The following is a 23595-nucleotide window of genomic DNA, read 5'->3' as shown; positions in this document are numbered from 1 at the left end:
TATTTCAGGGAATCCAGTGAGGGGAAAGAACATGGTTGAACATTTCACAGGGAAATATGAAGTTGAACTTAAATTTCGCATCGACGATATAGCCGTTTTCAGAAATACGCTTTTTAGCCTTCATCCCGAGGCTTTCGTCTTTGAAAATAAAGAACATGATGTTTATTACGATGATGCAGAGAATCGCCTGCAACAGCAAAATATCAAAATGCTGGTGCGCCGCATGGAGCCATCGGGCATTAAGCTCTGGATTGTGAAAGGGCCAGGCATCGATCGCTGTGAAGCGGTTAACGTTGAAGGCTTTGAAAAAACTGACAGCATGTTACGGACGTTGGGGTATCGACCTCTTTTTGAAATTCATAAAATCCGCAGCATCTACTTTTTAAACGCCTTCCATATTACGCTCGATTATATTGAATCACTGGGTTATTTCGTGGAAATATCAGTGATGACCGATGATGAGACCCAGTTGAAAGCACTCAGAGAACGGTGTATAGAGTGTGCGTTACGGCTTCAATTGCCATTGGATAATATTGAAACGAAATCTTATTATCAATTATTAGGTTTTAATTAATTGTTCTTTTCTGGTTATTGAATTGTTGTTTTTATTGTTCTATTTGCACACGGGGAAATGATGAAAAAATCTATTTCGGCGGCGCTGGCTACGTTAGTGATGGCGTTCTCTCTGTCCGTTCATGGTAGTGATGTGGTGCACTATAAAGACGGTGCCTACATCGGTAAAGCGCAGGGGAAGGCGGCAGACGTTGAGGTCACGGTCAGCATTAAAGACGGGAAGATTGCTAATGCTGAAGTGCTGAAGCATGGCGATACCGAAGCGATGATGCTGAGCGCGACGGATCAGATTGTGCCGGAACTCATTGAGAAGCAGGACATTAGCAAGGTGGATGCGGTAACGGGGGCAACGTTATCGAGCCAGGGCGTGATTAACGCGGTGAAACAGGCGCTGGAACAGGCCAAAGTCACGCCGTAGTCACACCGGTTTTTTGGCTATCACCGTTGATGACGGCCTGAGTGATGAAGGAGTCGTACTGCCGTGGAAAACCTGCTGATTATTCTGCGTCACACGCCTTATTGGGTATGGATCGTTTTGGGTTACCTGATTTATGCCGGCGTAAAAGCCAGCCAGCCACGGCAGCAATCGCTGGTACGGATGTTAGTTGTGCCGATGATTTTCATGGTGTGGGGCATCAGCGCGATTTTTCATACGCTTCAGCTCCCGCTTGCGGCCGCGGGCGGATTTCTGCTGGCGTTGATTATTGGGCTGGGCATCGGCTGGGCGTGGGGGAAGACGTCAGGCATTTACTTGCCGGAATCGCGCCGTTTTCAACGCACCGGTTCGTGGTGGTCGCTGGTCTTGATGCTGCTGACGTTTTGTTCTCACTTTTACTTTTCCGTCCAGTTGGCTCTGTTTCCCGCGTTGGCACATGACCCCGCGTTCTGCCTGCTGTCCGGCGCGGCGAGTGGGATTACTGCGGGGATATTCAGCGGCGTCAGCCTGCGTTTGCTCAACCACATGCGCAAAATAAGACCGTCTCTGACGTAACACGATAAAAAACAGTAGGTTGCTCAAACCGTCTGTCAACATTTGTCACAAAGCTTTTCTGCTGCATGAGTGCGTAGGGAAGGGCGGTAAATTATAATGCCGCTGCCCATCCCTTTCATTTAACAGAATACTGTTTAAGTTATTGAAGAATGACTAAAAATTTTAAGCTTTCTCTTTTTGGCCTGTTGGTGCTATCAACCCATGCTGTGATGTTGCCTCAGGCTGTGGCGAAAGCGCCGACGTATTCCGCTGGCACTGCGCATCAGGAAATTGCTTCTGGTAGCGCCATGGTGGTGGATCTGCGTGATAACCACATCCTTTATTCCAGTAATCCTGATGTGGTGGTGCCGATTGCTTCGGTGACGAAACTGATGACGGCGCTGGTGGTGCTGGATGCCAATCAACCGCTGGATGAAATTATCTCTGTCGATATCAGCCAGACGAAAGAAATGAAAGGGGTCTACTCGCGCGTTCGTCTGAACAGTGAGATCAGCCGTCGCGACATGCTGCTACTGGCGCTGATGTCATCAGAAAACCGCGCGGCGGCCAGTCTGGCGCACCACTATCCGGGCGGCTATCAGGCGTTTATCCGCGCGATGAATGCCAAAGCCCGTGCGTTGGGTATGGCACACACGCGCTATGTGGAGCCGACCGGGCTGTCCATTAATAATGTCTCGACGGCCCGCGATCTCACCAAGCTCTTGATTGCCAGCAAGCAATATCCGCTGCTGGGCCAGCTTAGTACCACACAGGAGAAAACCGCGACGTTCTCCCACCCGGCGTACAGCCAGCCGTTCAGAAACACGAACCATCTGGTCTATAAAGCGGACTGGAGCATTCAGCTCACCAAAACCGGCTTCACGAATCAGGCGGGACACTGTCTGGTGATGCGTACGGTTATTAATCAGCGACCTGTTGCGCTGGTGGTGTTGGATGCCTTCGGTAAATACACGCACTTTGCGGATGCTAACCGCCTGCGCAAGTGGATGGAAACCGGTAAGGTCAGCGAGGTGCCTGCTGCCGCGTTGAGCTATAAGAAACAAAAATCACTGGCTTCCCGCCAACCGCAGAGCATGGCGAGTATCGAAACCGAATAATCAGTACTCCCCTTCCTGATGCTTTGGAAGGGGATGTCTTGGCGGTGGCCGAGCGAGCCACCGCCTGCGACGGCCTGTCACGCTTGAGCGCGAAAATCTTCTATCACTTCACCCGCTTTTTTCACTTCATCATCATGCGCAGCTTCACGCCAGGTTTCCGCTAATGCGTCCTGTAGCCAACGCTGCATAGCGGGCTGCGCTAGCAGATGGTCGCAATAGGCTGTGGCTTCCGGCGAAACGGGAAGCTGGTAAGTTTTGATACGGAAGACAACCGGTGCAAAGAAGGCGTCCACGGCCGAAAACTGTTTTCCTGCCAGAAACGGTCCGCCAAAGCGCGTCAGCCCTTCCTGCCACAGTTCGCAGATGCGAGTGATGTCATTGCTGAGGTCTGGCGATATGTCGTTCATTTTGACGCGCACGCCGCAGCTCATGGAGCAGGTGTTACGCAGTGCGGTAAAGCCGGAATGCATTTCGGCAGCAGCACAGCGTGCCCAGGCGCGGGTTTTGGCATCAGCAGGCCAGACGCCGGGATGTTGTTCAGCCAGATATTCGGTAATCGCCAATGAATCCCAGACGGTGGTCTCGCCATCGATCAGGCAAGGAACTTTTGCCGTCGGAGAAAAGGTCTTAAATGCCGGTTGTGACATGCCCGGCGCAAAGGCAACCAGCTTCTCTTCGAAAGGAATCGACAGTGCTTTCAACAGCACCCACGGACGCAGTGACCAGGACGAATAGTTTTTATTGGCGATATACAGCTGATACATGTCTGATGCTCCTTGTGTTAACGAAGCCTTAGGATTAGCACGAAAGGTAGGAGAAATCATCCTCCTTGCCACGGCTCATCTATCGGTTTTGCGCGTCGATGTCAGGATGTTGGTGCAAACGGAAGGCGGGGAATGTGAATTATGCGTATCGTTTAGCATTATTCTTGCAGTTTTTATTAAATGAAACCTCAATAAATGCACTATATTACGCGCTGTGCATTTGAGTGCGTCGGTGCGGCAACCACTATCGGGAAGCCTTATTCGCTTAAGGCAGGAGAAGGTGTTTTTCGCCTTGTCAGAGAAGGGATGTGACCGTCGGAATCTTCAACCTGTCTTGTGCTTCAGCGCCTTATTCTGTTCTGCTCTGACGCCTGGATTGACTGGGTCTTTATAACGAATGAAATGGCTTACTTCACTGACTATAGCAATTGGACTTGCTTGTAATCCGGCGTTTGCGCAGGAACTGACGTCTGCGCCGGCCTCACTATCACCTTCACATCAGCAACGTGATGCGTTTGTCACGGATCTGCTGAAAAAAATGACGCTGGAAGAGAAGATCGGCCAGCTCCGATTGATCAGCGTCGGGACGGATAACCCGAAAGAAGCCATTCGGGAAATGATCCGAAACGGCCAGGTTGGCGCGATTTTTAATACGGTGACCCGCCCGGACATCCGTGCGATGCAAGATCAGGTCATGCAACTCAGCCGCCTGAAGATTCCCCTGTTTTTTGCCTACGATGTGGTACACGGCCAGCGCACCATTTTCCCTATCGCACTGGGGCTGGCCTCCAGTTGGGATATGGACGCGATTGCGAAAAGTGCGCGTGTAGCGGCGTATGAAGCGACGGAAGACGGCCTGAACATGACCTGGGCGCCGATGGTGGATATCACCCGCGATCCGCGCTGGGGTCGTGTGTCAGAAGGTTTCGGTGAAGATACCTGGTTGACCAGCAAAATTGCCGGTGTGGTAGTCAAATCCTTTCAGGGCGATGATGTAACGGGACGCCACTCGCTGATGACCAGCGTAAAACACTACGCGCTTTATGGTGCGGTGGAAGGCGGACGTGACTATAACACCGTGGACATGAGCCCTCAGCGCATGTTCCAGGACTATATGCCGCCTTACAAAGCGGCGATTGACGCGGGCAGCAGCGGCGTGATGGTCGCACTGAACTCAATCAACGGTACGCCAGCTACCTCCAATAGCTGGTTGCTGAAAGACGTTCTGCGCGATCAGTGGAATTTCAAAGGCATCACCATTACCGATCACGGTGCAATTAAAGAGCTGATTAAGCACGGCGTGGCCAGCGATCCGCGTGATGCATCGCGTCTGGCGGTTAAATCCGGTATCGGCATGAGCATGAGCGACGAGTATTTCGTGCGCTATCTGCCTGAGCTGGTGAAAAGCGGGGCGGTGAGCGTGCAGGAGATCGACGATGCCTGCCGTCAGGTGCTGAACGTGAAATATGATATGGGGCTGTTTGAAGATCCGTATCGTCACTTGGGGCCGGTCGGTTCCGATCCGGTGGATACCAATGCGGAAAGTCGCTTACACCGTCTGGATGCGCGTGACGTGGCGCGTAAAAGTCTGGTGCTGTTGAAAAACCGCCTGCAAACGCTGCCGTTGAAGAAAGAAGGCACGATTGCCGTTGTGGGGCCATTGGCTGACAGCCAGCGCGATACGATGGGAAGCTGGTCTGCCGCGGGCGTCACGAAACAGACGATTACCGTTTATCAGGGCCTGAAGAATGCCGTCGGCGATAAAGCCACCATTCTCTATGCCAAAGGTGCCAACGTCAGTAATCACAAAGGCATTATCGATTTCCTGAATCAGTATGAAGATGCCGTTCAGGTGGATAAACGTCCGCCGCAGGTGATGATCGATGAAGCCGTTGCAGCAGCGAAGAAGGCGGATGTCGTCGTCGCAGTGGTCGGTGAAGCCGCCGGGATGGCGCATGAAGCGTCCAGCCGTTCGAACATCGACCTGCCGCAAAGCCAGCGCGACCTGATTGCTGCGCTGAAAGCCACGGGTAAGCCGCTGGTTCTGGTGCTGATGAACGGTCGTCCTCTGGCGCTGGTGCGTGAAGATCAGCAGGCCGATGCGCTACTGGAAACCTGGTTCAGCGGCACCGAAGGCGGTAATGCGATCGCCGATGTGCTGTTTGGTGACTATAACCCGTCTGGCAAGCTGCCGATGTCCTTCCCGCGTTCCGTTGGTCAGATCCCGATTTATTACAATCACCTGCCGTCAGGCCGCCCTTACACGCCGGAAAACCCAGGTAAATATACGTCTCACTACTACGATGAAGCCAACGGGCCACTCTATCCGTTCGGTTACGGCCTGAGCTACACCACCTTCAGCGTATCAGACGTGCGTTTGTCCAGCCAGACCATGAAGCGTAACGGGACGATCAACGCCAGCGTAACGGTGAAAAATACCGGCAGCCGCGCAGGGGAAACGGTAGTACAACTGTATCTCCATGATGTAGTGGCTTCCATCAGCCGTCCGCTGAAGGAGCTGCGTGGCTTTGAGAAAGTGATGCTACAGCCGGGAGAATCCCGTACGGTCACCTTCACGCTCGATCAGGAAGCACTGAAGTTCTACAATGCCCGCATGCAGCAGGTGGTGGAACCCGGCAAATTCGACGTGATGATTGGTCTGGATTCACAGCGTGTGAAGAGCGACAGCTTCACCCTGCTATAATGATGTCTGTCTCGCTGCCGAAGACTCCGGCGGCGAGACGCATTGTGATGACCGTAATACAGAATCATTGCCGGAGAATCAGGTATTGCAGGAGAAGGGTATGCCGTTGACTGAAGTGGTGCTGGTTGATGAAAATGACAGGCCAACGGGCGTAATGGAAAAGCAGGAAGCGCATGTAAAAGGAGCATTACATCGTGCGATTACCGTCTATATTTTCAACTCTCGCCAGCAGTTGTTATTGCAGCAGCGCGCAGAGGAGAAATACCACAGCGGCGGTTTATGGAGTAATACCTGCTGTAGCCATCCTGCGCCCGGTGAAGAGACGTTGCAGGCAGCACATCGCCGTTTGTATGAAGAAATGGGGTTACGCTGTGCGCTGACGCCGATGTTTACGCTGACCTATCGTTTGCCGCTGGATAACGGGCTGATTGAGCATGAGCTGGGGCATGTGTATTTTGGCGTGACGGACGACGTTCCGCAGATGAATCCTGATGAAGTGTCGAGCTACGCCTACCAGTCAATAGACGAGATTGCCCAGCAGATGGCGACGACGCCCGAACAATTTACGGCCTGGTTCCAACTGACCTTCGCACGTATTCCTGAGTACTGGCAGACGTTTCAGTCTGAACAACCAAATTAAGTAAAGCGATGCTGATTGCCGCGTTTCCGTGCGGCACCGTTCGTGCAGTCGGCGGGCGCTATGGGTCGAAAGCCTCAGCCCGCGTGCTCGATAATAATGTAGCCCACGAGCATCATGCCGGACATGCCACCTAAGGCGAGAAAGGCAAAGAGACCGATAATGCCGATTTTTTGAAGAGTCATCAGGTTATCCTTTTGTTAATTACCTCGAATTATAATGCCTTCCGCCCATGAAACAAGGCCGAAACGCGCCTTGCTTTTTAAATGCCCCTCATTACCGGAATAGCTTTAGCGAAATAACATTTACCGAAATAACAACAGCAGACCGAAAAACATCAGAATGACGCCGGCTCCGCGCTCAATCGGGCTAAGCCAGCGGGTTAAATGCTGCTGAAGCAGCGGGCGAGCGATCAGCGCGGCGATCAACAAATCCCACACCAGAACGACAGAAAACATCCAGCTACCGCTGACGACTTGCTGCGTAGGTGTCACATGTTGCCCAAGAATACTGGTCATCAGGCTGATGTAGAACAGCATGTTTTTGGGGTTCAACAGCGCCGAACCGAGTCCCAGCAGGATTTGTTTACGCAGCGTTGGGCAGCGATCGGACTGCTGTTCCGCCTGTAGTGATAGCACAGAGCGACTTTTCACTAACTGATAGCCAACCCAGAGCAGATAAGCCGCCCCGGCTAATTCGATGAGAGTAAACAGCGTGGGCGAATGTTGAATGCCTGCCCAGCCGATCGTCGCCAGCAGAATGTAAACGCCGTTGCCCAGCGCAATGCCCAGACAAATTCCCGCACTGCCGCGCAGTCGGTAGCGAATGGCATAGGCCGTCAGCAGAAAGAAGTCTGGGCCGGGGCTCAGTAGCGCCACAAAATGTGCCAGCGCCAGAGCAGGAAAGTGGGTGGGGAAGAGCGAATCGGCGGAAAAAAGGGTATTGATAAACATGATATTTCTGACCTCGATAAATAATCGAGGTCAGTCTAGACAAGGTGTTCGGCTATTTATTGTCAAATATTGATCGCGCGTACTGACCCGGCGTCGCGGCCGTGTATTGCACAAACGTTTTGTGGAAATGGCTCTGATCGCAGAAGCCGCTTTGATAGCTGGCATCCACCAGCGGCGTGCCCTGTTTCAGCAGCGATTTGGCATATTCAATACGGGCATTATTCAGGAAGGCCATCGGTGTAATACCGGTATCGTGACGAAACTGTCGCACGATGGTTTCACGTCGCAGGTTCAGCTCCTCCGCCAGCGTTTCCAACGAGGGCGATTCTTGCAAATTATTCAGCAGACGTTCGCGTACGTGTCGCGTCGTAGTTTGCGAAGCATGATGGGGTAAGGCGGGCAAGCGGGACGGCGCAGGCAGGCAATATTGTCGCCAAATGGGCTCTAACATTGCTTTGAGCTGGTTATCTGCCGATGTAATGTCCCCCCGATACAGCAGGTCAACCACGTGCTGATAACGTATAAACAGTGCGGGATCGCGCAGAACAACGCGGTTGCAATGCAAGGTCTCCGCCTGATAACCACAGTGAGCGGCGATCTGATCGAGACACCATGCGGTATCCAGATAAAGCATGTGATAACTGCGTGTTTTTCCGGGAAGCGGGTTACAGCTGTGCGGCTGTTGAGGATCGATGAAGATCAGATCGCCAACCTGCAAGTGATGCATTTCGTTGCGGTAATGGCAAAGCGTTTCGCCGTGTTCTATCGCGCCAATCGAGAACTGTGCATGGCTGTGTGTTTTATAGGCGTGGCTGCTGTTGCGCGTGCTGCGGTTTTCAACATGCGGTAGTCGTGGCGAAAACCAGTACGATTGGTTAATGGCGTGGACTGAAGACATAATGTACCGCTCGCGATAAAGACCGTGTTTGATAAAAATACGTGTTTGATAAAAATAATAGTTAACCCTAATCGCTGGGCAGACGATTGTCGAGGTCGGAATGGTCGCGAACGTGATATCGGCTGACGTCGCCGGGCGTCTGTGGGACAATGGCGGCCAGATTACACAGATACAGAGTATGCATGACGCTGTCCCCCGCAATAAAATTGCAGATTGGTCAATGGTATAAGGCCCTGCAAGAGCAAATCCCGGATTTTATTTCCCGCGTTCCCCAGCGACAGATGATTGCCGAAGTGGCGAAAACGCTGGCGGGTGATTACCCGCGCCATTTGGCTATTGAAGCGCCAACCGGCGTCGGGAAAACGCTTTCTTACCTGATTCCGGGTATTGCGGTAGGGCGTGCGGAGGACAAAACGCTGGTGGTCAGCACCGCGAATGTGGCGTTGCAGGATCAGATTTACAGCAAAGATTTGCCGTTGTTGCAGAAGTTTATTCCTGAACTGACATTTACCGCTGCATTTGGCCGTCGTCGTTATATTTGCCCACGTAATCTGGCGATGCTGGCAACCGATCCCGATGCGCAGGGGGACTTACCGCTCTTTCTTGATGATGAACTGATGTCCGCCAGCAAGGAGGAAAAACGTACCTGTGTACGGCTTGAGAAAGCGCTGCAAGGTCATGTCTGGGATGGACTACGCGACCATTATCAGGATTCGATTGACGATAGCCTGTGGCAGAAACTGAGTACCGACAAAGCGAACTGTCTCGCGCATAACTGCCATTACTACCGCGAGTGCCCGTTCTTCACCGCACGGCGTGAGATCGAACAGGCCGATGTTGTCGTAACCAACCATGCGCTGGTGATGGCGGCGATGGAAAGCGAATCGGTACTTCCTCCCCCGAAGAATCTCCTGCTGGTGCTCGACGAAGGACACCACATTCCCGACGTTGCCCGCGATACGCTGGAGATGTCTGGCGATATTCATCCTGCGTATATGATGGCGCAACTGGAACAGCTGGTGCAGCTTATTGGGCAATGTATGGCGCAGTTTGCCCCTAAATCACCGCCGCGACTGGCTAACAGCGAGCGGTTAACCAGCCATTGTGAAGAGATACGCGAGTGCGTGCTGTCTTTCTCGCAAATGTGTGGGCTTTTCCTTCCGCATGACGGGCAGGAAACCGAGTACCGCTTCGCGATGGGAAAAATGCCGGATGAAATGCGTGAACTCTGCGTGCGGTTGTTCAAACTGACCGACACGCTGCGGGCGCTGGCAGAGTATATGCTTAACGATCTCAGCGAGAAAACCGGCAAGCATGACGTGGTGCGGGTCTACCAGGCTCTGCTGAAAATGAGTCGCCAACAGGGCTATCTTGAAGCGCTAAGCAAGCTGTGGCGGCTGGCGGCGATGGAGAAATCGTCAAACGCGCCGGTTTCCAAATGGATCACGCGAGAAATGCGTGATAACCAGCCGCATCTTCACCTGCACTGCGCGGGCATTCGCGTCTGCGACCAGCTTGAAAGGCTGCTGTGGGGAAAGGTCTCTCACGTTGTGATGACCTCGGCCACGCTACGCTCGCTGAACAGTTTCGCGCGGATACAGGAGCTTTCTGGCCTGAGCGAGCAGGAAGGGGACACCTTCATCGCGCTGGATTCGCCGTTCAACCACCGCGAGCAGGGACGTCTGGTAATACCTAAGATGCGTTATGAACCGCTGATGGAGTCTGAAGCGCAGCATATTGCTGAAATGGCACAATTTTTCCGAGCGGAGCTAAAACAGGATAAGCATAAAGGGATACTGATGCTGTTCGCCAGCCAGCGTGCGATGCAGCTCTTTCTGACGCAGGTGACCGATTTACGCCTGATGCTGCTGGTTCAGGGAGATAAGCCGCGCTACAGGCTGGTTGAGCTACATCGTCAGCGGGTACAGGAAGGTCAGACTAGCGTGCTGATTGGCTTGCAGTCCTTTGCGGAAGGGTTGGATCTGAAAGGGGAGCTCCTTTCTCAGGTGCATATCCATAAAATCGCGTTTCCGCCTATCGACAGTCCGGTCATTCTGACGGAAGGCGAATGGTTAAAAAGCCTCAAACGGCATCCGTTTATCGTACAAAGCCTGCCCAGTGCCTCGTTTAACCTCATCCAGCAGGTTGGCCGCCTTATTCGTAGCCATGACTGTTTTGGTGAAATCGTTATTTACGATCGGCGTCTGTTGACCAAAGGCTATGGCGCACAGCTGCTGGCCGCGCTGCCCGTCTTCCCGATTGAACAACGGGACATGCCATAACAAATTCCTCTATACCCTAAATAATTCGAGTTTCAGGCAGGCGGCAAGAGAAGGAGTCCCGATGAGCTTACTCAGGTAAGTGATTCGGGCGACTGAACGCGGCCAACGCACAGGTAACTTGAAGTATGACGGGTATATCCGTCCTCCGAATAAGGGGGTAATTAGTCCCTATTTAGCGCTATATTTTTTTATTCTTATTTGTTAGATTTGTCTCGGAACAGCAAGGATGCCGTTAATACGTGTGACAAAGTATGTGATTACGTAGTGCGGTTTTTATCAACCAGGGACAGGTGTCATGATGAAAATTAACGCAGTGAATAAAATTTCCTTCCTGTTTAAAAATGAATGCCGCTCGGCATCCGTTTCTCTTGCTATCCACATCAATACCAATAATAAAAATTAGTCACCGTGACTTTATTATTTATCATTTGATAATAACGAAAATAATTGGCGTTCTTTCTTAATTATTTCCTTATAGAGATAATTTTTATTTATATGCGTTTTTTGGATATAAATATTTTTAGTGAGCTTTATCTACCCAGGAGACGATTAGACTGCGGCTATGCGCGGTACATGCAATACCTCGATTGCATGAAGGGATTTAGGATTCTGATCATCCCGATCAGACTTATGGAGAAGAAAAGATGGCTTTACGAGATGAAGATAAGGATACCGCTGAATCGGCATTGCATGCAGCGGGTACGGGATATAGTGATGTGTACGATCTGTATAATTACCACTCCCGTGGCGATGGACAGCTTAATGGCAAACCCTCGTTCACAAGCGATCTGGCAGCCAAGGAAATTGTCCGTGACGGCCTGACCTGGAATGGCACGAACGTATTTGGTAAATCCGCTAATTTGACCTATTCGTTCTTACAGAACGTGCGGTCTATCCCTTCTGGCGATCAGGGCTTTGTGAAATTCAGCGCAGCGCAGGAACAACAAGCCAAACTGTCTCTGCAATCGTGGTCAGATGTCGCTAATATCACGTTTACTCAGGTTAGCCCTACCCAAAAAGCCACCATCACGTTTGGTAACTACACCCGTGATTCAAGTGGCCGGATGGACTACGATACTCAGGCTTACGCTTATATGCCGGGTAACCACTCGGCAGCGGGCAGCGCCTGGTTTAACTACAACTCCGACACGGTGCGTAATCCGGCAACGGAATACGGCAAACAGACGCTGACGCATGAAATCGGTCATGCGCTGGGCCTGAATCACCCGGGTTCTTACAATGCGGGCGAAGGCAACCCGACCTACCGCGATGTGACCTACGCGGAAGATACGCGCCAGTTCAGCCTGATGAGCTACTGGAGTGAGCAAAACACCGGGGGTGATTTCCAGGGGCACTATGCTGCGGGTCCGCTGATTGATGACATCACGGCGATCCAGTATCTGTACGGCGCAAACATGAACACGCGTACGGGTGATACGGTATACGGCTTCAACTCCAATACGGGTCGTGATTTCTATACCACTACCAGCAATAGCCAAAAACTGATTTTCTCCGTTTGGGATGCAGGTGGTAACGATACGTTTGATTTCTCTGGTTACAGAAACGATCAGCGTATCAACCTGAATGAAGGCGGGTTCTCTGATGTTGGCGGCCTGAAAGGTAACGTTTCTATCGCCCACGGCGTCACGATCGAAAACGCCATTGGCGGCTCCGGCAACGATATTATTATCGGCAACGACGCGAATAATATTCTGAACGGTGGTGCAGGCGATGACGTTATTTACGGCGGCGGCGGTGCAGATACGCTGACGGGCGGTGCGGGCAAAGATATTTTTGTCTATGCCAGCGCGAGCGATTCTTCCTATAAGAATGGCTATGACACCATCACGGATTTCCAACGCGGTATCGACAAAATCGATCTGTCAGCGTTGAATCAAAAAGGTGATTTGCAGTTCGTCAACAATTTCACCGGACTCGGTAATGAAGCGCTGCTTAACTGGAATGCAGAGAGCAATACCACCGATCTGTGGCTGAATTTTGCGGGTCAGACCACGCCAGACTTTGTTGTACATATTGTTGGTCAGCCTTCTGCGGCAACCGATTTTATCGTGTGATGTAACAAGGACGGGGTAAGCCCCGTCCTTTTCTGTTATCGACTTGGGGCCACTATGAAAAAGTTAATCATCGCGGCGCTGTTAAGTGCAATAAGCGGAGGATGTATGGCGAGTAGTTTGAAGTTGCCTTCAGCAAGTGAGCTAAGCGGCGTATGGCAATTGCGTGGCGGGGAACAGCAGTGCGAAGTTGTGCTGCACAATACGCCGTTAGTGGATAACACCTGGCGCTTTGAAGGTGACGCGCCGTGTTTAAAAGCGCTGCTGCCGGATGTGCCTGCGGGATGGCGGCCGACGCCGGACGGTATCACGCTGACGAAAGAGCAGGGCCAGTCCGTGGCGTTCTTTAGCAAAGAAAAAGAGGGCTATACGCTGATATTGCCTGATGGCAGTGCACGTACGTTGCATAAACAGCCCTGACAGGAGAGGCAAACGCAGTGAGTCAACTAGCAAATAAGGAACGTTCGTTGTTGAGTATACTGCGTCCTTTCCGGCGCAGCTTTTGGAGCATTGGGATTTTCAGCGCCATCGTTAATCTACTGATGCTGTCGCCTTCGATCTATATGCTTCAGGTTTACGATCGCGTACTGGCTTCGGGGAATGGCACCACGTTGCTGATGCTCACCCTGCTGATTGCCGGTCTGGGGATATTCATGGCGGCACTCGAATGGGTGCGAAGCCTGGTGGTCGTAAGGCTCGGTACCCGTATCGATCTACAGCTGAATCAGCAGGTCTTCAACGCCGCATTTGAGCGCAATCTGGAGGCCGGCGAGGCCAAAGCCGGTCAGGCGCTGAACGATCTCACGCTATTGCGGCAGTTTATTACGGGCAACTCGCTGTTTGCCTTCTTCGATATTCCCTGGTTTCCCTTCTTTTTACTGGTGCTGTTCCTGATCCATCCGGTTCTCGGCTTTCTGGCGTTGGGAGGGTCGGTGGTGCTGGTGCTGCTGGCATGGCTGAATCAGTATCTCACTACGTCGCCTTTAGAAGAGGCAAACCATGAAGCGCTACAGGCGACCCATCTTGCGGATACGCAACTGCGTAATGCCGAAGTCATTGAATCGATGGGGATGCTGCCTAATTTGCGCCGCCGTTGGCTGGGGCAACACTATCGTTTTATTACGCTGCAAAATCTGGCAAGTGAGCGGGCCGCGGTTGTCGGAGCTGCATCAAAACATGCGCGCATTTTTCTGCAATCGCTGATGCTCGGCGTGGGGGCCATGCTAGCGATTAAGGGCGAAATCACACCGGGGATGATGATTGCGGGGTCAATTCTTGTCGGGCGCGTGTTGAGCCCTATCGATCAGTTTATCGGTATCTGGAAGCCGCTGAGCAGCGCGCGGCAGGCCTGGTATCGACTCAGCCGTATCATGACGGCTTATCCACCCAAAGCGGAGGCGATGGCGCTGCCCGCACCGGTTGGCCAGCTTAGCGTCGAGAATGTGTTATTGCAAACGCCGCAAGGGGCATCAAGATTGCAGGATATCCATTTCTCGCTTCAGGCAGGCGAAACGCTGGCGATTCTAGGCGCATCGGGTTCAGGTAAATCTACGCTGGCACGTCTGCTGGTTGCGACGCAAACACCGACGCGTGGCAAGGTTCGACTGGATGGAGCCGATCTCAGTCAGGTAGATAAAACGGCGTTTGGCCCGGCAATGGGCTATCTGCCACAGGATGTGCAGCTCTTTAAAGGCACGCTGGCGGAGAATATTTCCCGCTTTGGCGAGCATGACGCGGAAAAGATTGTCGCAGCGGCGAAACTGGCTGGCGTCCACGAAATGATTCTTAGCCAACCGCAGGGATATGACACGCCTCTTGGCGCTGATGGCAACGGGCTGTCGGGCGGGCAACGGCAACGTATCGCTCTGGCACGTGCGGTGTATGGCGATCCCTGCCTGGTGGTTCTCGATGAGCCAAATTCCAGCCTCGATAACGAAGGCGAAATGGCGCTGGCGCAGGCGATCTCGCATCTTCAGAAGCGGGGAGCGACGGTGATACTGATTACGCATCGTCCCGCATTAACCACGCTGGCGCATAAAATTCTGGTGCTCAATCAGGGTAAGCAACAGCGCTTTGGGCCAGCGCGTGACATTCTGAACGAATTGCAGCCGCGTCGTGCCGCCAATCAAGCACAAATGACACCTGCCGCCGCTGTCCGGCCGTAACAGGGAATGACGAATACAGGGAAAGACATGTCCGCATCAGAAATAAGTGAAGAGAGTATGAACCAGACGGCGCGGCGCGATGAAAAACGTGCCGTGCGTTTGGGGTGGCTGCTGGTGCTCGCCGGGTTCGGCGGTTTTCTCCTGTGGGCACTGTTTGCACCGCTGGACAAGGGCGTCATGGTAAATGGTAGCGTCGTGATTTCTGGCAACCGCAAGGTTGTGCAGCACAATCAGGGCGGCATCGTCGATAAAATCCAGGTGAAAGACGGCGACAGGGTCGAGGCCGGTCAGATTCTGCTAACGCTGAATGAGGTCGATGCGCGTTCGGCGAGTGAAGGGCTGGATGGTCAGTACTTACAACTGGTCGCGCGCGAAGGTCGGCTGCTTGCCGAGCAGCAGCGCCTGAGTGACATGGTGATGACGCCTCGCTTGCAACCGCTAGCGGGGAAGCCGGAGATGAGTGTGATTACGGCATTACAGCGTGATTTACTGCGCAGCCGCCAGCAATCACTCAAGCTTGAAGCGGAAGGAATGCGCACCAGCATTGCGGGGATGGAGGCGTCGCTCAGCGCTCAGCGTCAGGTGATGTCCAGTAAGCAGAAACAGCGGGAGACGTTGGAACAACAGCTGCAAGGGCTGCGCTCACTGGCGGCGGAAAACTATGTCCCGCGCAACAAAATGCTGGAGAACGAACGTCTGCTGGCGCAGCTTAACGGCGATATCGCCCAACTGGCGGGGGATATTAATCGTACTCGTCGTGATATTGAACAACAAACGCTGCTGATCGCCCAGCGCCAGCAGGAATACGACAAAGAAGTGAACAGCGAGCTGGCGGACGTGCGGGCGCTGCTGAGTGATGTGGGTAGCAAGAAGGAAAAGGCCGATTTCAATCTGGCGAATATTCAGATGCGCGCACCTGTTTCCGGCACGGTGGTCGGGCTGAAAGTGTTTACGGAAGGCGGTGTGATCGCGCCGGGGCAGACGCTTCTGGAAATTGTGCCGGACGATCAGCCTCTCTTTGTGGATGCGCGTCTGCCCGTTGAACTGGTGGATAAGGTCTGGCCGGGGTTATCCGTCGAGCTTCAGTTCGTCGCGTTTAACCAAAGTACGACGCCGCGCGTGGCGGGAACGGTCGAGCTGCTGTCCGCCGACCGCCTGCTGGATGAGCGAGACGGTTCCCCTTATTACAGCCTGCGTGTTCAGGTGGATGAGGCTGGGAAACGTGCGCTGGAAGGGCTGGAAGTCAAGCCCGGTATGCCGGTTCAAGGGTTTGTTCGTACCGGAGAGCGGTCGTTCGTCAATTATCTCTTTAAGCCTTTAATGGATCGCCTGCATCTGGCATTAACGGAAGAATAATCATGCAAAGGATCGCGATAATCGTGCTGTTTGGGCTGCTTTCTTCGGGGGCCAACGCATTAGGACTGCTTGATGCGTGGGAATTGGCGCTGCGTAACGACGCTCAGTTTCGTGCGGCGGGATTTGAGCATGCGGCAGGTCAGGAAGAGGAGACGATTGGGCGTGCCAATCTGCTTCCCAATCTCCAGTATGGCTATAACGCGAACCGCAGCCATTCCAAAGTCACCCAAACGGATAGTTTCACGGGTAACACGCTAAAACGTAATTATGACAGCTATACGTCAACGCTATCGCTGCGCCAGCCGCTGCTGGATTATGCAGCCTGGGCGCGTTATCAGCAGGGTGTTGCCCGCACGCTGATGGCCGATCAGCGTTTTCGCGATCGCAGTCAGGATTTGATGGTGCGGTTATATCAAGCCTGGAGCAGTGCGCTGCTGGCGCAGGAAAAGCTGCAATTGCTGGATGCGCAGCAGCGGGCGTATCAGGAACAGCTGACGCTTAATAAACGCCTGCTGTTGGCGGGCGAAGGTACGCTAACGGATGTGCGGGAAACGGAGGCGCGTTTTACGCTGATCGAGGCGCAGCGCATTGAGCAGCAGGACAATCTGGATGCCGCGATCACCGATCTGGAAAATATGACGGGAACATCGCTGGATATCACGACGCTGTCTCCTCTGGCGCTCACTCAACTGCCGTCTGCGGAATCAGGCAAGCAGACACTGGCACAGTGGCGCGATCTTGCCGTGCAGCACAACGCCAAACTGGCGACGCAGCGCGAAGGGCTGGCGGTCAGCCGCTATGAAATCGAACGCAGCCGCGCCGGGCATTTACCTACGCTGTCGCTGGTGGCATCGTCACGCAATAGTCGTTCGGAAAGTGAATACAACTACAACCAGAAATACGACACGCAGAGTATCGGTTTGCAGCTGAATGTCCCGCTTTACGCTGGCGGCTCTGTCTCCGCATCTATGCGACAGGCGGCGGCAGAATATCAGCAAAGTCAGGCGGAGCTGGACGATCAAACCAAGAAAACGCTTGCGGAATTGAAAAAGTACTACAACTTGTATAACAACGGGTCGGCGAAAATTAAGGCCTGGCAAATGACGGCCTCGTCGGCGCAAGAAGCGGTCAACGCCACGCGGTTGAGTGTTGCAGGCGGAGAACGTATCAATCTGGATATTTTGCTGGCCGAACAGGATTGGTATAACGCCCGACGAGAGCTGGCAGAAGCGAAATACAGCTGGCTCCAGGCATGGCTATTACTGCGCTATACCGCAGGTACGCTAAACGAGAAAGATATTCTGGAACTGGCAGCCTGGTTTCAGCCTGCAACAGCGTCAGTTGCCAACAACAGAGCCATTAGCCAATAACAAAACCAGCAGACACTAAAACAGATGATAAAAATCATATACGGATAATCGGCTATGATTTTTATCAGTAGAGAAGTCTACGCACGTATAACGTGCAGTATGAAAAGTAGAAAGGGATGACGAATAGAAATGGTGCGATTTTGTGTGATATCGCGTCTCAGTAATACTTAAACTCCTTTAAAATCATAAAACTCCCTCATTTTAGATAATGGCCTCCATTCTTATCAGGAGGCTTTATCGTGAAAAAAATCAAAAAACCGCGTCTTACCGGCTGGATTGTGACATCCGCTTTTCTCTTTGCTGTTATCGGGCTGATTTCACCACAACAGCTTCCCGTCACCGTTTATAAGCTCTCGCTTATCTCACTCGCTGCGGTACTAGGTTATTGGCTGGATCGCTCGCTGTTTCCTAAAGCGCGTCCCGGTTTGTTCCTTGAACAGGGTGATGAGCCGGTTCCGCGTGGGCGTTTCCCGGTTCGGGACGGCCACCACACCGTATTTGCCGCCGCGATGTTACGACGTGCGCTGATTGTGTCAGCCGTTTGCATCGGCGTAGCGATGGGGTTGTGATATGCGACACCTTCTCATCACGCTGCTTGTTAGCCCGATGCTTTTTAGCGCGACGGTCTGCGCCGACACGATCCCTCGGGCCGCGCAGGCGTACCGCAGTGATGTGATTCGCAGCGCACGGTTGGATTGGGGCATGAATGCCCCGATTGCTGACTTTGCGGCGCAGCTGCATCAGGAAAGCGGCTGGAATCCTCGGGCTGTTTCACCCGTCGGTGCGCAGGGGCTGGCGCAGTTTATGCCGACCACCGCCGACTGGTTTAGCGGTATCGTTCCTGAACTTCGAGCTAATCAACCGTTTAATCCCGCCTGGGCGATCCGTGCTCTGACGGGCTACGACCGCTGGCTGTGGACGCGAATCAGTGCCAGCAACGACTGCGAACGCATGGCAATGACCTTGTCGTCCTACAACGGCGGGCTTGGCTGGTTACAGCGTGATAAGCAACGCGCGAAGATCGCCGAGAAGGACATACTCCGCTGGTTTGGTCATGTGGAAACCGTCAATGCTGGACGCAGTGCCGCCAACTGGCGTGAAAATCGTCATTATCCCGACCGCATTTTGCATCAGTTGGCACCACGGTATTTGAGCTGGGGGAGGGCGAGCTGTGTGGAATAGTCTGTTTCTCAATAGCCTGAAATCCTTTCTTTCCCCACGTGTGGTCGCCGTCCTGATTGTCGTGGCGCTGCTACTCGCGGTCTATCTGACAGGCCGTCATCAGGGTTATCAACTGGCGCAGGCGCTGGGGGATGCCGAGCTGGCGAAACAGCAGGCGGCATTTAACTTGCTACAGCAGCAACAGGCCGAAACCCAGAACCAGCTACTACGTGCGGCGGCGGAGCAATACCAGCAGCATGTAGAGCGTGGGAATCAACTCGAGCAGCGCTATGTCGCAGCGCGTCAAAAACTGGCGGCGGATAACGCCGCTCTGCAACGGAGAATCGACCATGTTACTCAGCAATACATTGACGAAAAAGGCAAAGTTCAGCCTGTGCAGTGCGTGTTTACTCGTGGCTTCGTGCAGCACTACAACGCCGCTTTCGGTCTGTCCGCCAATGGTGCCTCAGACATTACCGCCGCTGCCGGCCGCACTGGCACAGCGTCCGGTTTCGGCGCAACCGCTAACGCCGAATTACAGCCTTCAGGCGTCTCCCAGCGCGATATTCTCGCCAACATCAGCGACAACGGAGAGCGCTATCAAGCGCTGAGTGCGCAGGTTAACGCGCTGCTGGATTACATCGACGCGCTACAACAGGCAGGGGAGGTAACACGTGAAGATTGAAGTGGAATTCTGGTCGCTGGTCGGCCTGCTATTGTCGTTTATGAGTTTCCTGTTTGCCGCCGGACGGATTCTGCTCACCCAGATTGAAAAGCGACTGAACGAGCGTTTTGCCGCTCTGGAAAATGCACGCCAGAAGAGCGAGCAAGGCTGGACGCGACTGGAGCGCGAGTTTCTGGAGTTTCGTGCTGACTTACCGCTGATCTATGTTCGACGTGAGGATTACATCCGTGGTCAGACGGTCATCGAAGCCAAGCTGGATGCGCTTTATAACAAGCTGGAGTTGGTGCAGCAGCGGTATTCGGGAGGCAATCATGGCTGATACGCAGCGTATCCGACAGGAATCGATGCGTTGGCACTTGCTTATCGCATTAAACAAAACGCGACCTTACACCGCGAATGAAATGTTCCTGCTAGCGCTGATGCAGCGGCTGTATGCCGATGCCTCAGAGCCGGAGCTGCGTCATGCACTGGATTATCTGGCCGATCGCAAGATGGCAGTATTGACCAAGGCGGTGGGCGGCGTCTGGCTAGCGAATCTTACCCGCCTTGGTGTGGATGTCGTGGAATATGCGGTTGACGGTATGGTTGGCATTGCCCGGCCAGAAAAATATTGGGATCGGTAATCCTATTGTATTGGGTTCTCTTCTGTCTTTGCGCCAGCACGATTGTGCTGGCGTTTTTTTATTAAAATAATTTTTATTTTTCAGCGTATTAGCCGTCTTTTTTCAAATAAATCACTTCGCTGTTTTTTCTAAAACAGATTAAAAGCCGCAGCCAATCATTATCCGGATACTAGCGCCATCAACACGATGTGCCACCAAAACAGTGCGCCATTAACACAGCGGGTGAACGGATATGAATACCAGACCAATTATCGATGCGGTGATAGCCCGCCTCCAGCAGCACTTACCTGCACGGCGGATTGCGTCCTGCCCAGAAAACATTCTGCTTGGACCCGATCTCCTGACACCTGGCGATGTGCTGGTGGGATATCGCGGTTCCGAATTTTCCGCACCGGAAGATGCGGATTCTCCGGTTCAGACGCAGCGACCACAGCTGATGGTTGCCGTGCTGCTGCCGGAGCTGGATGGCGAAGACGGCGTGCTGGCCACGCTCGATATCGTCCGTCAGGCGCTGGGAGGATATCGACTGCCTGACTGTCATCGCGGTATTCGGCTAGTACGCGATCGCTACGTTGGTTACACCGAAGGACGCTGGCATTACGCCATCGATTGCACCACAGAAACCCTTTTTATCGAAGACCGCGAGCAGACGGATGGTCCGCTGCTTACCACGGTTAATTATGAGGAGAAAGACGCATGAAATACCGCTACACCGGCCCCGCCAGCGGCGTCACGCTGGCAGATGGTCAGGAAATTCTGCTTTGGCCCGCTCAGGTAACTGAACTGCCGGCAGATCATGAGTACGTGAAAACGCTGATCGCGCTGGGCTATTTGCTGCCTGTCGCGGATCAGGTTCTGGCTGATAACGCAACGGAGGTGACCCTTGGCCGCTAATTATTTACATGGTGTAGAAACAATTGAAGTTGAAACCGGTGCTCGTCCGGTGAAAACCGTCAAATCTGCGGTGATTGGGCTGATTGGTACGGCGCCGCAGGGTGCGGTAAATGACGTTACGCTGTGTCTGTCCGAAAAAGACGCGGCACAGTTTGGTAGCCAGTTCGGCGGCTATACCATCCCGCAGGCGCTGGATGCAATTTACGATCACGGCGCGGGTACGGTTCTGGTTATCAACGTGCTGGATCCGGCGAAACACAAATCGTCTGTGAGCGCAGAAAAAGTCACCTTTGACAAAGCGACCGGTACGGCACAACTGGCGAACCGCGTGGTTGCCAAAGTGGTGCTGACGGCGGCAGAAGGCGGTCAGCCGTTTGTCGAAGGTCAGGACTATACGCTGGATGCACAAACCGGTGTACTGAAAAATCTGGGTAAAAACATCGATGTTACCGCTGTGGTCAGCGCGTCTTACGACTTTGCTGATGTCACGAAAGTGACTGCCGCCGACATCATCGGCAGCATCAACGCCGCGGGCAAACGCACCGGTATGAAGCTGCTGAACGATACCTACAACCTGTACGGCTTCTTTGCCAAGATTCTGATTTCGCCGGTGTTCTGTACGCAAAATAGCGTAACGACCGAGCTGATCGCGCTGGCCGACAAACTGGGCGCGATTGCCTATATCGATGCGCCAATCGGTACCACCTTTGCGCAGGCGCTGAGCGGCCGTGGCCCGGAAGGCACGATCAACTTCAACACCAGCTCTGAACGCGCTCGTCTGTGCTATCCGCACGTAAAAGTGTACGACGCGGAAACCAACAGCGAACGTCTGGAGCCGCTGTCGGCGCGTGCCGCGGGTCTGCGTGCCAAAGTCGATCTGGACAAAGGCTTCTGGTGGTCATCATCCAATCAGGAAATCAAAGGGATCACCGGCGTAGAGCGCCAGCTGTCCGCAATGATTGACGATCCGCAGAGTGAAGTGAACCTGCTGAACGAGCAGGGTATCAGCACCATTTTCAACAGCTACGGCTCCGGCCTGCGCCTGTGGGGCAATCGCACCGCGGCCTGGCCAACCGTGACGCACATGAAGAACTTTGAAAACGTGCGTCGTACCGGCGATGTGATTAACGAATCCATCCGCTATTTCAGCCAGCAGTACATCGATATGCCGATCAATCAGGCGCTGATCGATGCGCTGGTGGAATCCGTCAACGCTTACGGTCGCAAACTGATCGGTGACGGCGCGCTGCTGGGCTTCAAATGCTGGTTCGATGCTGCGCGTAACGAGCAAACCGAGCTGGCGGCAGGGCACCTGTTGCTTAACTACAAATTCACTCCGCCGCCGCCGCTTGAGCGTCTGACCTTTGAGACGGAGATCACCTCGGAATACCTGGTAACGCTGGAGGGCACTAACTGATGGCCGGGAAAATTGAAGTAAACCGTATTACCAACGCCAACATCTACATCAACGGTACCAACCTGCTGGGGCGTGCGCAGGAAATTAAACTGCCGGATATCTCCATGATCATGCAGGAGCACAAAGCGCTGGGTATGGTCGGCAAGATCGAACTGCCTGCGGGCTTCGACAAGCTGGAAGGCGAGATCAAGTGGAACTCCTTCTACCGTGAAGCGATGCTGGCGGCGGCGAACCCTTACCAGTCGCTGGCGCTGCAGTGTCGCTCCAGCGTGGAACGCTACGGTTCTCAAGGCCGTATCGAAGAAGTGCCGCTGGTGACGCACATGACCATCATGTTCAAAAAGAATCCGCTGGGCACGTTCAAACAGCACGAAAACCCGGATTTTAGCAGCGCGTTCAGCTGCACCTACATCAAGCAGGTGATGAACGGTGAAGACCTGCTGGAGCTGGATTACCTGTCCAACATCTTCATGGTGGGCGGCGTGGATCAACTGAACAGCTACCGCGCCAATATCGGCGGTTAATTTATCTTCTAAGCCCGCCAGTGGGGCGGGTGTTTCTATCAATCAGTGAGGTTATTATGGCAATTTATTCTATTATCGATTTTGAAAAGCAGTTTCACTTTTCGTGCAGTGACGATGAGTACATTTTAGATGCGGGAGAAAAGGCGGGCATAAATCTGCCGTATAGTGGCCGTGCTGGTGCAGATTCATCATCTGCTGCTCGTTTACTCTCTGGTAAGGTGGATCAGCGTGATGGTTCATTTCTGAATGAGAAGCAGAAAGCTGCTGGATTTTTTTTGACTGATACCTCTTATCCACTGAGTGACTGTGTTGTTCAATTTTTTGTTGAAGCGGAGCTGTATAATTACGAATAGTCATAATTAATTTCATGACCATTTGATATTTATTATCAATCTTTAAGGGGCTTCGGCCCCTTTCTTATGCCTGCCG

25 protein-coding genes are annotated in these 23595 nt (G+C 53.2%); 22 read left to right on the top strand and 3 right to left on the bottom strand.

What is annotated here, in order from left to right; translation table 11 throughout:
* Window positions 1–31: 31 nt before the first annotated feature.
* From cyaB to pbpG, 4 genes are all read left to right on the top strand, one after another.
* Complete coding sequence (gene cyaB / locus ACIPUG_RS04430) at window positions 32–574, top strand: class IV adenylate cyclase (protein ID WP_039500546.1); 543 nt, start codon at window positions 32–34, stop codon at window positions 572–574.
* Window positions 575–634: 60 nt separating this feature from the next.
* The gene (locus ACIPUG_RS04425; RefSeq protein WP_322973505.1) at window positions 635–991 is read left to right on the top strand and encodes an FMN-binding protein; all 357 of its coding nucleotides are present in this window, start codon (window positions 635–637) and stop codon (window positions 989–991) included.
* Between the two features lie 63 nt (window positions 992–1054).
* The gene (locus ACIPUG_RS04420; protein WP_400337443.1) at window positions 1055–1564 is read left to right on the top strand and encodes a DUF6622 family protein; all 510 of its coding nucleotides are present in this window, start codon (window positions 1055–1057) and stop codon (window positions 1562–1564) included.
* Window positions 1565–1713: 149 nt separating this feature from the next.
* On the top strand, window positions 1714–2661 hold the full coding sequence (pbpG, locus tag ACIPUG_RS04415; RefSeq protein ID WP_014914943.1) for a D-alanyl-D-alanine endopeptidase: 948 nt from the start codon (window positions 1714–1716) through the stop codon (window positions 2659–2661).
* Between the two features lie 77 nt (window positions 2662–2738).
* On the opposite strand, the gene ACIPUG_RS04410 is transcribed toward pbpG, so the two are convergent.
* On the bottom strand, window positions 2739–3425 hold the full coding sequence (locus ACIPUG_RS04410) for a glutathione S-transferase family protein (protein ID WP_400337441.1): 687 nt from the start codon (window positions 3423–3425) through the stop codon (window positions 2739–2741).
* Between the two features lie 397 nt (window positions 3426–3822).
* Between ACIPUG_RS04410 and bglX the strand changes: the two genes are divergently transcribed.
* Window positions 3823–6129 carry a beta-glucosidase BglX gene (bglX, locus tag ACIPUG_RS04405; protein WP_039551237.1) on the top strand — a complete coding sequence of 769 codons (2307 nt, stop codon included), beginning with the start codon at window positions 3823–3825 and terminating at the stop codon, window positions 6127–6129.
* Window positions 6130–6229: 100 nt separating this feature from the next.
* Window positions 6230–6769 carry an isopentenyl-diphosphate Delta-isomerase gene (gene idi, locus ACIPUG_RS04400; protein WP_039556608.1) on the top strand — a complete coding sequence of 180 codons (540 nt, stop codon included), beginning with the start codon at window positions 6230–6232 and terminating at the stop codon, window positions 6767–6769.
* Between the two features lie 302 nt (window positions 6770–7071).
* Here idi and ACIPUG_RS04395 read toward each other — a convergent pair whose 3' ends face one another.
* Window positions 7072–7719, bottom strand: a complete 648-nt coding sequence (locus ACIPUG_RS04395) for a LysE family translocator (protein ID WP_400337438.1) — start codon at window positions 7717–7719, stop codon at window positions 7072–7074.
* 52 nt (window positions 7720–7771) lie between these two features.
* Window positions 7772–8617, bottom strand: a complete 846-nt coding sequence (locus ACIPUG_RS04390; RefSeq protein WP_400337436.1) for a helix-turn-helix domain-containing protein — start codon at window positions 8615–8617, stop codon at window positions 7772–7774.
* 182 nt (window positions 8618–8799) lie between these two features.
* Between ACIPUG_RS04390 and dinG the strand changes: the two genes are divergently transcribed.
* The 16 genes from dinG to ACIPUG_RS04310 all read left to right on the top strand — a co-directional run bounded on the left by dinG (window position 8800) and on the right by ACIPUG_RS04310 (window position 23519).
* Window positions 8800–10899: an ATP-dependent DNA helicase DinG gene (gene dinG / locus ACIPUG_RS04385; protein ID WP_203450323.1), complete on the top strand. Its 2100-nt coding sequence runs from the start codon at window positions 8800–8802 to the stop codon at window positions 10897–10899.
* A 644-nt stretch (window positions 10900–11543) separates the two neighbouring features.
* Window positions 11544–12974: a serralysin family metalloprotease gene (locus ACIPUG_RS04380; RefSeq protein ID WP_014914952.1), complete on the top strand. Its 1431-nt coding sequence runs from the start codon at window positions 11544–11546 to the stop codon at window positions 12972–12974.
* Between the two features lie 105 nt (window positions 12975–13079).
* Window positions 13080–13391: a protease inhibitor Inh/omp19 family protein gene (locus ACIPUG_RS04375; protein ID WP_010281012.1), complete on the top strand. Its 312-nt coding sequence runs from the start codon at window positions 13080–13082 to the stop codon at window positions 13389–13391.
* 17 nt (window positions 13392–13408) lie between these two features.
* Window positions 13409–15136 (top strand): type I secretion system permease/ATPase, encoded by a 1728-nt coding sequence (locus ACIPUG_RS04370; RefSeq protein ID WP_400337435.1) that lies wholly within the window; start codon window positions 13409–13411, stop codon window positions 15134–15136.
* 27 nt (window positions 15137–15163) lie between these two features.
* Complete coding sequence (locus ACIPUG_RS04365) at window positions 15164–16492, top strand: HlyD family type I secretion periplasmic adaptor subunit (protein WP_400337433.1); 1329 nt, start codon at window positions 15164–15166, stop codon at window positions 16490–16492.
* Between the two features lie 2 nt (window positions 16493–16494).
* A complete protein-coding gene (locus ACIPUG_RS04360) occupies window positions 16495–17862 on the top strand; it encodes a TolC family outer membrane protein (RefSeq protein ID WP_400337431.1) in 1368 nt (455 codons plus the stop codon).
* A 239-nt stretch (window positions 17863–18101) separates the two neighbouring features.
* Window positions 18102–18431: a putative holin gene (locus tag ACIPUG_RS04355; protein WP_010281025.1), complete on the top strand. Its 330-nt coding sequence runs from the start codon at window positions 18102–18104 to the stop codon at window positions 18429–18431.
* A gap of 1 nt (window position 18432) precedes the next feature.
* Window positions 18433–19044, top strand: a complete 612-nt coding sequence (locus ACIPUG_RS04350; RefSeq protein WP_039315950.1) for a transglycosylase SLT domain-containing protein — start codon at window positions 18433–18435, stop codon at window positions 19042–19044.
* Window positions 19034–19708: a hypothetical protein gene (locus tag ACIPUG_RS04345; protein WP_400337429.1), complete on the top strand. Its 675-nt coding sequence runs from the start codon at window positions 19034–19036 to the stop codon at window positions 19706–19708. Before ACIPUG_RS04350 ends, ACIPUG_RS04345 begins: the two co-directional genes overlap by 11 nt.
* Window positions 19698–20027 (top strand): hypothetical protein, encoded by a 330-nt coding sequence (locus ACIPUG_RS04340; protein ID WP_010281034.1) that lies wholly within the window; start codon window positions 19698–19700, stop codon window positions 20025–20027. Before ACIPUG_RS04345 ends, ACIPUG_RS04340 begins: the two co-directional genes overlap by 11 nt.
* Window positions 20020–20331, top strand: a complete 312-nt coding sequence (locus ACIPUG_RS04335; RefSeq protein ID WP_010281036.1) for a hypothetical protein — start codon at window positions 20020–20022, stop codon at window positions 20329–20331. The genes ACIPUG_RS04340 and ACIPUG_RS04335 overlap by 8 nt, the downstream gene beginning before the upstream one ends.
* Before the next feature lie 232 nt (window positions 20332–20563).
* Window positions 20564–21031: a Gp37 family protein gene (locus ACIPUG_RS04330; protein WP_039468774.1), complete on the top strand. Its 468-nt coding sequence runs from the start codon at window positions 20564–20566 to the stop codon at window positions 21029–21031.
* Window positions 21028–21225, top strand: coding sequence for a hypothetical protein (locus tag ACIPUG_RS04325; protein ID WP_039468777.1), 198 nt, complete (start codon window positions 21028–21030; stop codon window positions 21223–21225). Before ACIPUG_RS04330 ends, ACIPUG_RS04325 begins: the two co-directional genes overlap by 4 nt.
* On the top strand, window positions 21215–22642 hold the full coding sequence (locus ACIPUG_RS04320) for a phage tail sheath subtilisin-like domain-containing protein (RefSeq protein ID WP_010281043.1): 1428 nt from the start codon (window positions 21215–21217) through the stop codon (window positions 22640–22642). The genes ACIPUG_RS04325 and ACIPUG_RS04320 overlap by 11 nt, the downstream gene beginning before the upstream one ends.
* Window positions 22642–23166, top strand: coding sequence for a phage major tail tube protein (locus ACIPUG_RS04315; protein WP_010281046.1), 525 nt, complete (start codon window positions 22642–22644; stop codon window positions 23164–23166). The genes ACIPUG_RS04320 and ACIPUG_RS04315 overlap by 1 nt, the downstream gene beginning before the upstream one ends.
* A gap of 56 nt (window positions 23167–23222) precedes the next feature.
* On the top strand, window positions 23223–23519 hold the full coding sequence (locus ACIPUG_RS04310; protein WP_203450328.1) for a 2Fe-2S iron-sulfur cluster-binding protein: 297 nt from the start codon (window positions 23223–23225) through the stop codon (window positions 23517–23519).
* Window positions 23520–23595: the final 76 nt, after the last annotated feature.

It is taken from the genome of Pectobacterium sp. CHL-2024, from assembly GCF_044751765.1.
In the GTDB taxonomy this organism is placed as follows: Bacteria; Pseudomonadota; Gammaproteobacteria; order Enterobacterales; family Enterobacteriaceae; genus Pectobacterium; species Pectobacterium brasiliense.
The sequence above is the reverse complement of the archived record's forward strand: the minus strand, read 5'-3'. Positions and strand labels throughout refer to the sequence as shown.